This window comes from Paenirhodobacter sp., from assembly GCF_050177655.1.
In the GTDB taxonomy this organism is placed as follows: domain Bacteria; phylum Pseudomonadota; class Alphaproteobacteria; order Rhodobacterales; family Rhodobacteraceae; genus Rhodobacter.
On the sequence record NZ_JBFXGV010000009.1, the window covers coordinates 69,815 to 84,167 of the forward strand.

A 14,353-nucleotide genomic window follows, 5' to 3' on the forward strand; every position below is an offset into this window, starting at 1 on the left:
CTCAGATCTTCTCCGCGATATAGGTCTCGAGCCGGGCGGCCTCCTCGCCGCTCAGCCGAAGCCCCAGTTTCGTGCGCCGCCAGAGCACGTCCTCGGCACTCATCGCCCATTCCTTCGCAATGAGCCAGTCGACCTCGGCCGCCGAAAGCCCCGCGCCGAAATCCGTGCCCAGATCGGCGCGGGTCTTCGCCGTGCCGAGAATGTCCCAACATTCCGTGCCGTAATGCCGGATCAGCCGCTGCGCCTCGGCGGGGTTCAGGAACGGATAATCGGCGCCAAGCCGCGCGATCATCGCCCCCACCTGATCGGGGGCGAAATCGCCGCCGGGCAGGGTGACGCGCGCGGTCCAGTCGGGCTTCAGCCCGGGGAAGAAGGGGGCGAGCTTGCCCATCGCATGCTCGGCCAGCCGCCGATAGGTGGTGATCTTGCCGCCAAAGACGCTCAGCAGCGGCGCGCCTTCGCCCCCGTCAAGCGCGAGCACATAGTCGCGCGTCGCCGCCGTCGCGCTCGAGGCGCCGTCGTCGTAAAGCGGCCGCACCCCGGAATAGGACCAGACCACATCCGCCCGCGTCACCTCCCGCGCGAAATAGCGCGAGGCGAAGGCGCAGAGATAGTCCTCCTCCGCCTCGGAACAGCTTGGGTGATCGGGCGGGCCGGGGTTGTCCTGATCGGTGGTGCCGATCAGGGTGAACTCCTGCTCATAGGGGATCGCAAAGCAGATCCGCCCGTCGGTGCCCTGGAAGAAATAGCAGCGATCGTGATCGAAAAGCCTGCGGGTGACGATATGCGAGCCGCGCACGAGGCGGATATGGGCGGGGGAGCGCGCCCCCACCGCCTCGCGCAGCACGATGTCGACCCAGGGGCCCGCGGCATTGACGAGCGCGCGGGCGAGGTGGTCGCGCGCGCCCTCCGGCCCCTCGGTGGTGATGCGCCACAGATCGCCCTCGCGCTGCGCCTGCGTGACCCGGGTGCGGGGGAGCACGTGCGCCCCGCGCGCCGCCGCATCGCGGGCGTTGAGCACGACGAGGCGCGAATCCTGCACCCAGCAATCGGAATACTCATAGGCGCGGCGGAATTTCGGATCGAGCGCGCGCCCGGCCGGATCGCGCGCAAGGTCGAGCTTGCGCGTGCCGGGCAGGATCCGCCGCCCGCCGAGGTTGTCATAGATGAAAAGGCCAAGGCGGATCAGCCAGGCCGGGCGCCGCCCCTTCATCCAGGGCATGAAGATGCCAAGCAGCCGCGAGGTCGGCGTGTCGCTTTCGAACCGCATCGATGGGTGGACGGGCAGCACGAAGCGCATCGGCCAGGAGATATGCGGCATCGCGACGAGGAGCACCTCGCGCTCCTTCAGCGCCTCATGCACGAGGCGGATCTCGAAATATTCGAGGTAGCGCAGCCCGCCGTGGAAAAGCTTGGTCGAGGCGGAGGAGGTCGCCTGCGCGAGATCGCCCATCTCGGCCAAGGTGACCGAAAGCCCGCGCCCCGCCGCGTCGCGCGCGATGCCGGTGCCGTTCACGCCGCCGCCGATCACGAAGAGGTCGACGGGCTGTTCCATCTCAGGGGTCATGGCGCGCTCCTTGCTTGGCCCAGTCAGAGCGCGCAGGGCGGCGGGTGTCAACTCCCGCCGCCCGTTCCGTCAGCGCCAGCCGAGCGCCGGGGCGACGTGGGTCAGGATCGCGCCGAGCGCATGGACGTTATACTCCACCCCCAGCTGGTTCGGGATCGTCAGAAGCAGCGTATCCGCCTCGGCGATGCCCTCGTCCTGGGCGAGCTGCTTCACCAGAACGTCCGGTTCGGCGGCGTAGCTGCGCCCGAAGATCGAGCGCGTCTCGTCGATGAAGCCGATCTGGTCGCGCGAGCGGCCATCCTGCCCGAAATAGTCCCGGTCGCGATCGTCCATCAGCGCGAAGATCGAGCGGCTGACCGAAACCCGCGGCGTGCCCTCGTGCCCCGCGGCCTTCCAGGCCTCGCGATAGGCGCGGATCTGCTCGGCCTGCTGGACATGGAACGGCTTGCCGTTCTCGTCATCCTTCAGCGTCGAGCTTTGCAGGTGCATGCCCTGTTCGGCCGCCCAGATCGCCGTCGCGTTCGAGCCCGCGCCCCACCAGATCCGGCGCTTCAGCCCCTCGGAATGGGGTTCGAGGCGCAGAAGGCCCGGCGGGTTCGGGAACATCGGGCGTGGGTTCGGCTGCGCGAAACCCTTGCCCTCGAGCAGCTTGAGGAAGGTGAGCGCATGGCCGCGCGCCATGTCGGCCTCGGACTGCCCCTCGGCGGGGCGATAGCCGAAATGCTTCCAGCCATCCATCACCTGCTCGGGCGAACCGCGGCTCAGGCCCAGCTGCAGCCGCCCGCCCGAAATCAGATCGGCGGCGCCGGCGTCCTCGGCCATGTAGAACGGGTTTTCATAGCGCATGTCGATCACGGCGGTGCCGATCTCGATCTTTTTCGTGCGCGCCCCCACCGCGGCCAGCAGCGGGAAGGGCGAGCCGAGCTGGCGCGCGAAATGGTGCACGCGGAAATAGGCGCCGTCGATGCCAAGCTCCTCCGCCGCGGCGGCCAGCTCGATCGACTGCACAAGCGTATCTCCGGCGGTGCGCGTCGCCGACCAGGGCGCGGGCGACCAATGGCCGAAGGACAGGAAACCGATCTTCTTCATCATTCTCTCCGGGGAGCGGGGTTGCCGGTGGCCCGGGGCCGCTCGCTTGTCCCCAAGGTAAGCGGCGCGAGGGCCGCGCAACACCCCCCGCGGCGGCGCCCGGGCGCACAGGATCTGTGCGGTGGCGTCCTCCGGCCGCCGCGTCATCCGGATGAATGAGAAGGGCGCGTGCGGGGCGGGGCAGTCTGGCCGCAGAAAGGAAAGACCATGCCGCCCAATCCGCCGCCCCTTCCCGACGCCCCGCCGCGCCTGCGCCTCGTGAAGCGCCGCACCGCGCTCGTGGTGCTGACCTCCTTCGTCATCTTCGTGCTGCTCGCTGGGGCGGGCTCCTTCCTGCTTGGCCCCTATCCGCGCCCCGCAGGCACCGCGCTTTTCGGCGGCATGGCGCTGGTGCTGCTTTTGCTGCTTGGCTGGGTCGGGCGGACCGACCGGATCGACGGCGACGGCCCCTCCGGGCGCCTCGTGCTCAGCGCGGCCGGCATTTTCGGCCGCAGCCGCCGGGTTTTCACCCTTGCCGAGATCTCCCATGCCGAAATCGACCGCGAGAGCGTGGCCTCGACCCACCCGCTTGCGGGGACCGCCTCCGTACCGCTTTACGCCGATGCCGAACGCCCGGTGCTCGTGCTCGCCGACGGCCGGCGCCTGCCGGTCTGGCGCGTGACCCAGGGCACGGTGGAGGCGGAACACTGGGTGACGCGCGTGAACGCGTGGCTCGCCGCCTGGCGCGGTTCTCATCCAAACGAATGAGAGTGCCGGCTCCGATCTCCCCCAGACTGGCCCGCATCAAAGAGGTTCCCATGTTTCGCCCGATCGCCCGTTTCACCCCGATCCTTTGCGCCGTGCTCGCGGCCGCGGCCGCGCAGGCCGAGACCGCGGCCGAGCCGGCGGTGCCGCCCGGGATCTACGCGATGTTTCAGGACGATGGCGATGCCGCCGATCGCGCCACGCCCGAGTTCGTCCGGCGGCTCAGCCGCGAATGCGGCAACATGCCGGTGGTCGCCTATGCCGACGGGCTGATCGTCGGGCACAAGCCGAACACGATCGAGGCGGCGCAGGCGGGCGGCCCGATCTACCCCGTGCGCGGCACGCTGCGCTGCACGCAGGCGGGCCCCGATGAATTCGACTGCGAGGCGCGCGAGGGTGCCGCCGGTTCCGATGCCGCCCCGCATCGGACCGAGCGTTTCTCCCGCGCGATCCTCGTCGGCGGCGCGGTGCGCCTGGTGCGCCCGGGCACCGCGTCGCCACTCCTTTTCCTGCCCTGCACCCCCTCGAATTTCGATCGTGAGGGGCCGGGCGGGCGCAACATCTTCGACGATCTCGTGGCGCGCGACGACGGTGGCCCCGCGCTGCCGCGCCCCTGACCCATTTCCATTCAGACAGGACAGACCATGGCGGACCAATTCACCAGAGTGACCACCGAAAGCTGGGGCAAGCGGCTCACCGGCGCGCTGGGCGGGATCGGCGGGGGCTTCGTGCTCGTGATCGCCGCGATCGGCGCGCTGGCCTGGAACGAGGGGCGGGCGGTGACCACCGCGCGCGCCCTCACCGAGGGCGCCGGCGCGGTCGTCAGCATCGGCGCGGAGGGCACCGTGCCCGGCCCGGACGGCGCGCCGCTCGATACCACCGGGATGCTCGTGCATGTCACCGGCACGCTGGTCACGCCGCCCCCGGTGCCGCTGCGCGACGAGCTCTTCGGCCTTCCCGACGCCACGCCCGACAACGCGGTGCGGCTCGAGCGGGTGGTCGAGATGTACCAGTGGAAGGAAAGCTCGAAATCCGAGACCCGCACCAAGCTGGGCGGCGGCACCGAGACGGTGACGAGCTACAGCTATTCGAAGGACTGGTCGGGCTCCGAGATCTCCTCTGGCAATTTCGCCGACCCGACCGGGCACCAGAACCCGCCGCTGCCGCTCAAGGGTGACAGCTTCTCGGAGGATCGGGTGATCGAGGCGGGCGGCTTGCAGCGCAGCCTCGACGCGGGCTTCGTCTCCCGGATCGGCAAGACCGAGGCGCTTGCGCTGAGCGAGGGCGAGGTCGCACGCATCGCCGCGGCGCTGGGCGCGCCGGGTCGCGGCCGGCTTGCGCAGGGGGGCGCCTATATCGGCTATGACCCGACGCGGCCGCAGGTGGGCGATCTGCGGATCTCCTACCGCGTCGCGCGGGCCGACAGCGCCTCGGTCGTGGCGCGCGACACCGGCACCGGCTTCGCGCCCTGGACCTCCTCGAACGGGCGCGAGATCTACATGATCCGCGAGGGGGCGGTGCCCGCCGCGGCGATGTTCGACGAGGCGCAGAAGCAGAACACGCTGTTGACCTGGGGGCTGCGGATCGGCGGTTTTCTTGCTATGCTGGCCGGGTTCAAGGCGATCTTTGCGATCTTCGGGGTGATTGCCGACGTGCTGCCGGTGGCGGGCTCGCTCGTGCGGGCGGGCACCGGGCTGATCGCGCTCGTGCTGACGCTGGTGATCGCGCCGCTCACCATCGGCATCGCCTGGCTTGCGGTGCGCCCGCTGCTCGGCGGGGCGATCATCGGCATCGGCCTGGCGCTGGCGGTGGGCTTCTTCGTGCTCGCCCGCAGGAAGGCCGCGGCAGTGCCCGCGGCGGCGGCCTGAGCCGACCGGCCGGAGGGGAGCGCATGGCGAGAGGATGCAAGGGGTTCGGACGCGTGGGGTCCGGATGTGTGACGGCGGCAGGGGAGGCGGTGCGCCGCTTCTTCCGGGGGCGGGCTCTGTGTCGCCTCTCCCGGCCGGGCGCGGTTCTGGGGACCGTGCTCGCGCTGTCCGCCGGGTTTCCGCTTGCGGCGGAGGAGGCGCCCGAGCTGCCGCCGGCGGCAAGCCTGCGCGCCTATCTTTCCGATCTGCTCGCGACGATGCCGCGCGTCGCGCAGCGTGCCGATGCGCTGCTGGCCGAGGGGCGCGCGCTCTCCCATCGCTACGACCTGCCCGATCCGCGCGCGCTTGCCTTCGAGGACCGCGCCACCGACCCCGAGGATCTTGCCGGCTGGCAGGCCGCGCTCGAGGGGCAGGAGATCACCGCCGCGCTTTCGGGCCGGGCGGCCGACTGGCTCGCGCTCGCCAATATCGCGCTTACCCTCGGCGAGGGGGCGACGGGGATCGACGGCCTCGCCCCCGATCCTTTCGCGCGCGAGGCCTGGGCCGAGATCGCGGCGGGGGCGGCGCTCAACGGCGTGCTTCTGGCGGAAAACGACGATCGCCAGATCGACGGCTTCGGCCTGCTCGCCTGGGCGCTGGTGCTGGGCGGCGACGCCGGCGCGGCGGCGCGGCTTGGTGAGCGGGTGCGGATGGATTACGGCGCGCCGGGCAATTACGCGTTCGACGAGAACATCGCCTTTCTCGAACAGGTCGCCGATCCCGATCTGCCGCGCCCCGCCGATCTGCCCGAGGCGACGGGGAAAAGCCTGACGATGCGGACCGGCGACTGGGTGGTGAACTGCTCGCCGCGCGGCGATTGCCTGATCGCGACCGATCTGCCCGAGATCAGCCTCGAGATCTGGCGCATGGCGGGGCCGGGGGCTCCGGTCTGGATCGACCTCGTGCTGGCCGGCGAGAACTGGCCGAACGCGGCGCAGGACGAAGCCTATGCCCTGCCGAAGATCCGCGTCACGATCGACGGCCAGCCGCTGCCCGGCCACGATGACGAGGATCTGCCCGTCGTGCTCGACGCCGGCGCGATGGAGGGCTGGGCCTTCCACAGTTTCGACGCGGCCGAGGTCGGCGCGCTGCTCGACGCGCTTCTTTCGGGGGAACGGCTGCGGGTCGAGCGCCTGGGCAAGGCCGGGATCACGCCGAAGATGGGCGTCGATCTGGCCCCGCTCGACGCGCTCTTTGCCGAGGTCGACGAGTTTCAGCGCCGCAAGGGCAGCCCGAGTGCGCTCATCCGCCGCGGCCCCGGCGCCGTGGTGCCCGAGGCGCCCGCCGCGCCGCTGCTCGATGCGCCGCTGCCGCGCCCGCTGCCGCCCGAGTGGCAGGCCGAGATCCCGATCGAATCTGCGCTTTTGTGGCAGGACCATTGCCCGCCGGTGGCGGAGGGCAAGCTCGATCCGTTCCCGGACATGGTGGGCCAGCACCAGATGAACGGCTGGCGCATCACCGTGCTCTCCTGCCCGACGGAGAGCGCGCCGAAGGGCACGATGGTGATCTGGCAGCGCGGCAAGGAGGAGCTGCGCTGGATCGGCACCGACCGGCCGGAGATCCTGCACAATGGTGATCTGGTGTTTGGCGGCTCGATCGGGGTCGATGGCGCGCCGCCCGGGCCGCCCGCCGATCCGGCCGCCCCGCGCCGGCCGCAGCCGGTGGCGATCTGGGCCTCCGACAAGGCCGAGGCGCGGGCCGCGCCCTGCCCGGGCGGGCGGTTCTGGGTCTGGACGGGGGAGGGGTTCGAGCTGGCCGAGAGCTACCGGCTCGACCTTTGCCGCGCCTCGCGCCGGGCGCCGCTGCATGATTACGCGGTGGTGCGGGAGGGGATGGAATGAGCGCCCCGTCTGACGAGGCCGCCCGCGCCGCCTTTCTCGCCGAGGTCGCGGCGATCGTGCGGGCGCGCCGGGAAGTCTCGCTCGGCTCGAACCGCGAGGACTGGACGCGGATCTTCGTGCAGGACGGGGAATTTTTCCTCGAATTCGGCGATGTGATGACCCAGGACCGGATCGTCAGCCGCCTCACGCCCGAGGAGCTCTGGTCCCGGATCCGCGGCCGGCTGCGCAACCTGCGCGGCTTTTACGGCCGCGACGAGGGCGAGGTGAGCGATGCGGAACTGCTCGCCGATCTGCGCGAGGGCCGCGGTTAGGCGGGGCGCGCCGCCGCCACGATCGCCTCGATGATCCGGTCGGTGCGCTGATAAAGCGCGAGCTCCGCCGCACCGGAGAGCGGCTCCATCCGGATCCGCGGGTTGCGCGCCTCGACGCGGGCATAGCGCGCCGCGTCGAAGACCCCGTCCTCGGTCGGTGCGAGCCAAAGGAGCGGCACCGCAAGCCGGTCGAGCGTGGCATCGACCGGTGCGCGCGCCAGCATCAGGTCGCGGGTGAAGGCGGTATGCCCCTGGGTCAGGAGATGCGCGCAGGCGTTGCGCAAAAGCGGCGCCATGTTCGGGTCGCCATAGGTCGCCATGTCGCGCGGCCGGGTGCGATAGGCGCGCTCGAGATACCAGTCGACGCCATGCTGCTGCATCATCCGGTGGCCCGATTTCGCCATCATCTCGACGAGCCAGGGCGCGATCGTGACCATCCGCATCATCGTGCGCTGGATGAGCGGCAGCCGCTGCAGCCCGGAGCGGTCGAAGACCCCGGTGTAACCGATCGCGATCAGCGCGCGATAGCGCCCGGGCCGCTCGGCCGCATCGACGAGGAGCGGCACGATCCCGTTCGAGGTGCCGACCCCGATCACCGGCCCCGCGATCCGCGCTGCAAGAAAGGCGCGCAGCGCGACGAGGTTGTCGGTGAGCGCGTCGAGCGCGGGGTCGAGCGTCGCATTGCCATAGCCCGGGCGTGAAAGCGCATAAAGCTTCACCCCCGCCGCGCGCAGCCGCGCCTCGGCCTCGGCGGGCAACAGATACCCCATCGGAAACCCGCGCGAGAGCAGCGCCGGCGTACCGTCCTCCGCCCCCATCCAGGTCCAGGCGACGACGCGCCCGTCGGGCAGGCGCAGCTGCTCCTCGCGGCCGAGCGGGTCGCGCCAGGCCGCGGTGACGCCGCGCCGCCCGATGATCGCGCGGCTCGCCACCATCGCGAGCAGCCGGATCAGATCGGCCTGCGAGCCGGCTTCGGTCTTCGCCAGGATCGTCTTGATCTGGGTGCGCACGGTCAGCACCGAGACCCCGCGCGCCGCCGCCACCCGCTCGACCGAACGGGTTTCATAGAACAGCCGCGCGACCTCGGTCTCCGCCTCGCTCAGACCGAAGGCGGTGGCAAGCCGCGCGCCGGCCTCCTCCGTCCAGTCGATCTCGATCGAGCGGATCACCACGAAGCTCTTGTCCTGCCCCGGCGCCTCGAGCAGGTAGCCCTCGGCGAGGAAGGGGGCGCGCCCGGGGTCGGCCGGCAGGATCCGCAGGATCGCCTGCGAGCGGTTGCCGCGGGCATTGGCGGCGCGGCGCAGCGCGGCGTAATCGGGTCCGGAACGCGGGTCGATCACCGCGCGCTCGAGGAAGGTGCCCTGCCGCCCGCCGAAGGCCGCGACGCCCGGCACATTCGCCGCCGCGATCCGCCCGTCGGGGGAGAGCACCACCGCCGGGCCGCCGACATCCTGCACCGCGCGGTTGAGCGGGTCGTTGTCGGCGGGGATGTCGAGCGTCTCCATCGCCTGGCGCGCAAGCGCGAGCTGGCGCAGCAGCGGGCCGGAAAGCGCGCGCGCCGCCGTCTCGTCGCCGCCCGACTTGTCGAGCTTGGCGTTCCAGCTTGCGATCATCGCCTCGAAAGCATGCTGGTCGACCACCGCGCGGAAGGTGTTGGCGATGATGTCGAGATCGGTGTCGAGGTCGATCTCGCCCGCGAGGTCGAGCTGATCGGGCTGCGGCGCAAGCAAGAGCCGCTGGTCGGCCAGCGGGGTTTCCGCGCCCTTTTCTCCGCTCTCTGCCATCTGCGCCTCCGCCGATACCCCATCTGGAGTATGACAGCCCTGCGCCCGCGCGCAACTCTGGATCCGGGAGACAGGGGAAACGGGGCGCGCATGGAACGCAAATTCACCTTGGTGCGGCCGGACGGGCTGAGCCTTTTCGGCCTGCGCTGGACGCCGGAGCCGGGCGCGGGGGAGGCGGATTTCCACGTCTTCCTCGGCCACAGCCATGTCGTGCACGCGGGCGCGTTGCGGCCGCTGGCCGAGGCCCTCGCCGCCGCGGGCTGCACCGTCACCTCGGGCGATATCCGCGGTCATGGCCGCTCGGTCGGGCCGGGGCAGCCGCGCGGCCATCTCGAGGGGGCGCGCGGCTGGCGGGCCGCCTGCGGCGATTTCGTCGCGCTGGCGGAAGCGGCCTTCGCCGGCGTGCCCTTCGAGAAACGGTTGCTCGTGGTGCCGAACATCCTCGGGCTCTTCGCGCTCGAGGCGCTGAAGACGCAGCCCGATCTCGCCGCGCGGATCGTGCTGATCGCGCCGCCGCCCAATCAGCCTGCGCTCGCGCGGCTTGGCGCCGCCTTTGCCGCGGCGCGCGCCCGGCTGCGCCCGGCGCAGGCGCCCGATCCGCAGCTTTTGCACCATATCTACAGCTATCTCGGCGCGCAGCTGCCGAACCGGCGCCATCTGCTCGACGTCGTCTCGCCCGATGCCGGGGTGATCCGCGCGATCCTCGACGATCCGCTGAGCTGGGCGGTGCCCTCGACCGCCTATTGGCAGGCGATCTTCCACGGGCTCGCCACCGCCTGGGCCTGGCCGCGCCGACACCGGCTGCACCCGGAAACGCGCTTTCTCATCCTCTACGGGCAGGACGATCCGATGACCGGCTCGGGCGCCTTCTGCGGGCCGATCTTCGACCATCTGACGCGCCACGGCGCGCGCGAGGTCTGCGCGCGCGGGGTGGCCGGCGCGCGCACCGGGATCTTTCTCGAGGAGGAACGTCTCGGCATTGCGGCGCGGATCCTCGGCTGGGCGCAGGGCGGGGGGGCGGCCTCCGATCTGAAACTGCCGCGCCCGCGCTCGATGACGGAGCTGATGCGCGAGCGCGCTGCGCCCGACACGCTGCGCCCCGGCGTGCTCTCGCCCGAGGAATGCGTCGAGCTTTGCTATGCCGGGATCGAGGACGAGACCCGCTGGATCGAGATCCTGACCCGGATCCTCGCTGCCGCCGACGAGGGCACGGAGGAGGAGCTGATGCGGTTCCTCGGCCGGATGATGCCGCATTGGGACCGCGCCTTCGGCCTGCAACAGCAGATCCTGACCCATGCCGCGCTCGGCGATGTCTGGGGCGAGACGCTGGAGCGGATGGGCCTCGCCTGCGCGCTGATCGACGGGCGCGGCAAGGTGCTCCACGCCAATGTGCGTTATGGCACGGTGCTGGCGCGGCTGGCGGGCGATCTGCCTGCGCCGGGGGCGGGGGTGCTCTCGGAGCAGATGCAGCTCGACCGGATGACGCAGGCGCTCGTCGCCGCCTCGGTCGCGGGCGGGCAGGGGCCACTCGCGCCGCAGGGTGCGCTTTTGCACTGGGAGGGGGAGCCGGTCGGCTTCTTCTTCCGCCCGCCCGCGCTCGAGACCCACGCGCGCCAGCTTGGCAATCCGGTCGGGCTCGTGGTGCTGCGCGGGGAGGGCGCGGGGGAGGCGGCGCGGCTCGCGCTCGTGCAATGCGGCTGGGGGCTGACCCCGGCGGAGGCGCAGGTCGCGCTTTGCGTGATGCGCGGGGCGGCGCCCGGGGCGATCGCGGCGGAGCTTGGCGTCTCGATCAACACCGTGCGCAGCCATCTCGCGCAGCTTTACGCCAAGACCGAGACGCCGGGGAAGGCGGAGCTTGCGGCGCGGCTGCATGCCTCGCCGCTCGGCTGGGCCGCGGGCGCGGCGCCCGCAGGGGCGGACTGGCCCGCCGCGCGCCGCTCCGTCGCCTAGAGCCCGAGCGCGTTTTCCAGCGCCACGATCTGGGCGGAGATGTCGAGCGCCGCCTCGGCGAGGTTCTGCGCGCTGCGATCCTCGGGGCCAAGCCCGGCGATGAGCGCCGCATCGCGCGCGCCGAGCAGCGCTTCGATCTGCGGCGCGAAAAGCGCGACCACCGCGGTGAGCCACTCGCTGATCGCCCAGTTCGGATGCACGACACCGATGCGGAAGCGTTCGATCAGCGGCACGAGATCGGTGGCGCGGTAGAGCGTCTCGCCGGTGACCCAGGCATTGGTCACGAAAAGCCGCGTCGGCGCGCCCTGCGCATCCATGCCGATCGCGCAGAGATGGGCGAAACGTGCCCCCGGCGCAGGCAGCGGCGCGGCGCCGGGCACATCCCAGGGCGCAAGGCTCGGGTCGATCTCCTCGGGGCGCAGGAAGATGTGAAAATGGCCATTCTCGCCCGGGTCCATCTCCTCGGGCGTATGCGCATGGTAGAAATAGTGACAGTGACTTTCCGTGTCGAAAACATCGCCGCGCGGATAATTCTGCCAGATCGTGAAGGCGCCCTGATCGCGCAGCACCTCGCCCAGAACGCTGGTGCCCGAGCGCGCGAAGGCCGCGCGCGTCTCGAGCAAAAGCGCGGCGGCGTCATGCATCGCCTCGAGCCGCTCGGGCGGCAGCGCGGCAAGATCGGGGGGCGGCAGGCGCAGGGTCGCGTGGGGCATCGGGGCTCCTCGAAAGGGGGCCGGGCGGGCCGGCCCCCGTGGTCTCACAGGTCGGGCATGCCGAGCATCTTGCGCACCGCGGCCTCGCGGTTCGTCTTCAGCCCGAGCGCGCGGCCCTCCTCGACCGCGACCATGTTCGGCACGCCTTTCGAGGCGCGGTAGAGCGCCCACATCGCGCCGACGCGGTTCGCCGATTCGCAATGCATCAGGATCGGGTAATTCGCCGGATCCTCGACGATGCGCGCGAATTCGGCGACCTGATCGGGCGTCGGCGCGTCGGTCGGCACCGAGATATGGTCGTAGGTCATCCCCGCCTTCGTCACCATCGGGCCCTGCACCGCGGCGCCCTGTTCGTCGGTGTTGAAGTCGATGATCGTCTTGAAGCCCATCTGCTTCAGCATCGGGATCCCGGCCGGATCGAGATTGCCGCCGGTGCCGATATAGGGCGTCGCGCGCAGGTAATTCTCGACGATATTCGGCATCTGGTTGCCATAGGGGGCCTGCGCGGCCTTCACCGTGGTGTCGTACATGTCCTTCGGCATCGGAGCGGCAGCGGGGGCCGCCGCGGGCGCGCAGGGATTGGCCGCGGGCGCGGCGGCGGCCGGGGCGCAGGGGTTCGCCGGCATCGCCGCGGGGGCGCAGGGGTTGGCGGCCTGCGCGCGCACCGCTGCGGGCGTCGCGGCTCCCATCGCCAGCGCCGCCACCGGCACCAGCGCCGCGCGCAGCAGGCTCTTTCTGGTCTTCGTCTTCATCGGAACTCTCCTCCCTGAGGTTCTTGGTGAAAGCTATTTGCCCGGCGCCGGATGGGCGGCGGGGGCGGGCTCGCTGTCGTCGCGGGTGCAGACCTCGGCCGCGGTGAGCGGGCCGCCGTTCATCCGCTCGACGATCGAGCCGAGGCGGAAGGCGAGGGCGGCAAAGATCACGAGCGCGACGAGCACCACCCATTCGGGCAGGCCCAGAAGCTGCGGCAGGGTCTGCGCCTGTGGCCCCTGGCCCGCCATGTAGAAGCCCTTGAGCGGGTCATAGACCCAGGCGAAGGCGATGGTGCCGACGACCATGCCGATCGCGAAGATCAGCGCGTCGATCCGGCCCGAGGCAAGCCCCACCGCCGAGGTGCCCGGGCAATAGCCGCCCATCGCGAAGCCCGCGCCGATCAGCGCGCCGCCAGCGATGATCGCCCAGAAGAAGGTGGTCGGGATATAGACCGCCTGCTGCCCGATCACGCCGGCAAGCTGCAGCAGGTAAAGCCCCACCGCGCAGACCACCACCGCGGTGAACATCACCTTGATCACCGAGAAATCCCGTAGCGTGAATTGCGCGGTGAGCTTGCGCGCGCTGCCAAAGCCTGCCGCCTCGAGCACATAGCCGAAGATCAGCCCCGAGAGCAGACCGCTCGCGATGCCGCTGTCATAGATCGGAAAGCTCATATCCACTGCCTCCGCACGACGTAGGACATCGCGAAGCCGGCCGCGAAGAAGCCGATCAGGAACAGGAAGCCCGCGACGGCGAGCACCGCGCCGCCGGAAAGCCCGACGCCCGAGGTGCAGCCGCGGGCAAGCCGCGCGCCGAACCCCACGAGCAGCCCGCCAAGCACCGCATGGATCAGCCGCGTGCGCTTGTTCGTGCCGGGGCCATGCTCGACCTTCACCGCGATGCGCCCGGCGCTGCGCGCGCCGAGCCAGGCGCCGATCACCACGCCGATCACCTCCCAGGTGATCCACGACGCGAGCGGTGCGCCCGCGCGGATGAAGGGGCCGAAATAGGGGTTGTTGGTGGTGGCCTCGGGCGCGACCGTATCCGTCGCCACCGCCGCAAGCCGCGTCACGAAGCCCGAGGCGCCAAGCCCGTTGCCGGTGATCACGAATGTCAGAAGCAGGGCAAGGCCCAGAAAAATGCCAGCCATCAGCGGCGGCCAGAATGGCCGGGGACCGTGGGTCATGCGCTCCTCCCTTCGCACGATATGAATAGTCGCATGATGATATTCGCATTCTGGCATGCGTCAACGACGTTACCCGCCGCACTGCCGCATCGCGCCCTGCCGCAACGCGGCAGGAGGGGCGGGAGGCAATTCACCGAAGCGTCGCAGAGGTGTCACGGATCTGTTGCGCGCGGCCACTAGGCCGGGGCCATCAATTCACCCCGACAGGAGTCCTCCCATGTCCCTGCGCAGCCATCTGCTGACAGCTACCGCGCTCGTTCTCTTCCCGGCCCTCGCCCATGCCGGCGAGATCACCTTCGCCGCCGTGCCCTTCGCCGCCGACGACGCCGCCAAGCGCGCCGTGCTCGCCTCCGACAAGGTCACCGTGAACGGCCAGGATTACGCGATCGGCTACACCACGCTCGCGCGCTCGGGCGACAAGATCGGCGACGGTGTCTTTGCCGCGCTGGTCGACAAGGACGGCAAGGTGGTGAAATCGGAAGACGGCTCCGAGCATATCTCGGTGGAC

General features: G+C 70.9%; 13 protein-coding genes and 1 pseudogene. 7 read left to right on the forward strand and 7 right to left on the reverse strand.

Annotated elements, in window-relative coordinates; all coding sequences use genetic code 11:
• Nucleotide 1: 1 nt before the first annotated feature.
• On the reverse strand, nt 2-1,567 hold the full coding sequence (gene glpD / locus AB7U46_RS05945; RefSeq protein ID WP_428336028.1) for a glycerol-3-phosphate dehydrogenase: 1,566 nt from the start codon (nt 1,565-1,567) through the stop codon (nt 2-4).
• A 69-nt stretch (nt 1,568-1,636) separates the two neighbouring features.
• Nucleotides 1,637-2,656, reverse strand: a complete 1,020-nt coding sequence (locus AB7U46_RS05950; RefSeq protein WP_428336029.1) for an LLM class flavin-dependent oxidoreductase — start codon at nt 2,654-2,656, stop codon at nt 1,637-1,639.
• A 207-nt stretch (nt 2,657-2,863) separates the two neighbouring features.
• Between AB7U46_RS05950 and AB7U46_RS05955 the strand changes: the two genes are divergently transcribed.
• From AB7U46_RS05955 to AB7U46_RS05975, 5 genes are all read left to right on the forward strand, one after another.
• Entirely contained in the window at nt 2,864-3,403 is a 540-nt protein-coding gene (locus AB7U46_RS05955) for a hypothetical protein (protein ID WP_428336030.1), read from the forward strand.
• A gap of 50 nt (nt 3,404-3,453) precedes the next feature.
• On the forward strand, nt 3,454-4,017 hold the full coding sequence (locus AB7U46_RS05960) for a hypothetical protein (protein WP_428336031.1): 564 nt from the start codon (nt 3,454-3,456) through the stop codon (nt 4,015-4,017).
• Between the two features lie 27 nt (nt 4,018-4,044).
• Nucleotides 4,045-5,268, forward strand: coding sequence for a TMEM43 family protein (locus AB7U46_RS05965; protein WP_428336032.1), 1,224 nt, complete (start codon nt 4,045-4,047; stop codon nt 5,266-5,268).
• 155 nt (nt 5,269-5,423) lie between these two features.
• Nucleotides 5,424-7,148, forward strand: coding sequence for a DUF1176 domain-containing protein (locus tag AB7U46_RS05970; protein WP_428336033.1), 1,725 nt, complete (start codon nt 5,424-5,426; stop codon nt 7,146-7,148).
• Nucleotides 7,145-7,459 (forward strand): hypothetical protein, encoded by a 315-nt coding sequence (locus AB7U46_RS05975; RefSeq protein ID WP_428336034.1) that lies wholly within the window; start codon nt 7,145-7,147, stop codon nt 7,457-7,459. The genes AB7U46_RS05970 and AB7U46_RS05975 overlap by 4 nt, the downstream gene beginning before the upstream one ends.
• Here AB7U46_RS05975 and AB7U46_RS05980 read toward each other — a convergent pair.
• Nucleotides 7,456-9,243 carry a helix-turn-helix transcriptional regulator gene (locus tag AB7U46_RS05980; RefSeq protein ID WP_428336035.1) on the reverse strand — a complete coding sequence of 596 codons (1,788 nt, stop codon included), beginning with the start codon at nt 9,241-9,243 and terminating at the stop codon, nt 7,456-7,458. The genes AB7U46_RS05975 and AB7U46_RS05980 overlap by 4 nt on opposite strands.
• A gap of 90 nt (nt 9,244-9,333) precedes the next feature.
• Between AB7U46_RS05980 and AB7U46_RS05985 the strand changes: the two genes are divergently transcribed.
• A complete protein-coding gene (locus tag AB7U46_RS05985) occupies nt 9,334-11,193 on the forward strand; it encodes a serine aminopeptidase domain-containing protein (RefSeq protein ID WP_428336036.1) in 1,860 nt (619 codons plus the stop codon).
• On the opposite strand, the gene AB7U46_RS05990 is transcribed toward AB7U46_RS05985, so the two are convergent.
• From AB7U46_RS05990 to AB7U46_RS06005, 4 genes are read right to left on the reverse strand one after another with little or no spacing between them, the layout of a single operon-like run.
• The gene (locus tag AB7U46_RS05990) at nt 11,190-11,906 is read right to left on the reverse strand and encodes a DUF6969 family protein (protein WP_428336037.1); all 717 of its coding nucleotides are present in this window, start codon (nt 11,904-11,906) and stop codon (nt 11,190-11,192) included. The two genes, AB7U46_RS05985 and AB7U46_RS05990, sit on opposite strands and share 4 nt — an antisense overlap.
• Nucleotides 11,907-11,950: 44 nt before the next feature.
• A complete protein-coding gene (locus AB7U46_RS05995; protein ID WP_428336038.1) occupies nt 11,951-12,658 on the reverse strand; it encodes a fused DSP-PTPase phosphatase/NAD kinase-like protein in 708 nt (235 codons plus the stop codon).
• Nucleotides 12,659-12,691: 33 nt separating this feature from the next.
• Nucleotides 12,692-13,333: a DUF6691 family protein gene (locus tag AB7U46_RS06000; RefSeq protein WP_428336039.1), complete on the reverse strand. Its 642-nt coding sequence runs from the start codon at nt 13,331-13,333 to the stop codon at nt 12,692-12,694.
• Nucleotides 13,330-13,845 carry a YeeE/YedE thiosulfate transporter family protein gene (locus AB7U46_RS06005; protein WP_428336040.1) on the reverse strand — a complete coding sequence of 172 codons (516 nt, stop codon included), beginning with the start codon at nt 13,843-13,845 and terminating at the stop codon, nt 13,330-13,332. Before AB7U46_RS06005 ends, AB7U46_RS06000 begins: the two co-directional genes overlap by 4 nt.
• A 217-nt stretch (nt 13,846-14,062) precedes the next feature.
• Between AB7U46_RS06005 and AB7U46_RS06010 the strand changes: the two are divergent.
• Nucleotides 14,063-14,353: pseudogene (locus AB7U46_RS06010) on the forward strand (hypothetical protein); the annotation flags it as partial.

Coding starts and splice junctions, on each gene's coding strand:
- glpD (WP_428336028.1), bottom strand. CDS start 1,567: ATGACCCCTGAGATGGAACAGCCCGTCGACCTCTTCGTGATCGGCGGC.
- AB7U46_RS05950 (WP_428336029.1), bottom strand. CDS start 2,656: ATGAAGAAGATCGGTTTCCTGTCCTTCGGCCATTGGTCGCCCGCGCCC.
- AB7U46_RS05955 (WP_428336030.1), top strand. CDS start 2,864: ATGCCGCCCAATCCGCCGCCCCTTCCCGACGCCCCGCCGCGCCTGCGC.
- AB7U46_RS05960 (WP_428336031.1), top strand. CDS start 3,454: ATGTTTCGCCCGATCGCCCGTTTCACCCCGATCCTTTGCGCCGTGCTC.
- AB7U46_RS05965 (WP_428336032.1), top strand. CDS start 4,045: ATGGCGGACCAATTCACCAGAGTGACCACCGAAAGCTGGGGCAAGCGG.
- AB7U46_RS05975 (WP_428336034.1), top strand. CDS start 7,145: ATGAGCGCCCCGTCTGACGAGGCCGCCCGCGCCGCCTTTCTCGCCGAG.
- AB7U46_RS05980 (WP_428336035.1), bottom strand. CDS start 9,243: ATGGCAGAGAGCGGAGAAAAGGGCGCGGAAACCCCGCTGGCCGACCAG.
- AB7U46_RS05985 (WP_428336036.1), top strand. CDS start 9,334: ATGGAACGCAAATTCACCTTGGTGCGGCCGGACGGGCTGAGCCTTTTC.
- AB7U46_RS05990 (WP_428336037.1), bottom strand. CDS start 11,906: ATGCCCCACGCGACCCTGCGCCTGCCGCCCCCCGATCTTGCCGCGCTG.
- AB7U46_RS05995 (WP_428336038.1), bottom strand. CDS start 12,658: ATGAAGACGAAGACCAGAAAGAGCCTGCTGCGCGCGGCGCTGGTGCCG.
- AB7U46_RS06000 (WP_428336039.1), bottom strand. CDS start 13,333: ATGAGCTTTCCGATCTATGACAGCGGCATCGCGAGCGGTCTGCTCTCG.
- AB7U46_RS06005 (WP_428336040.1), bottom strand. CDS start 13,845: ATGACCCACGGTCCCCGGCCATTCTGGCCGCCGCTGATGGCTGGCATT.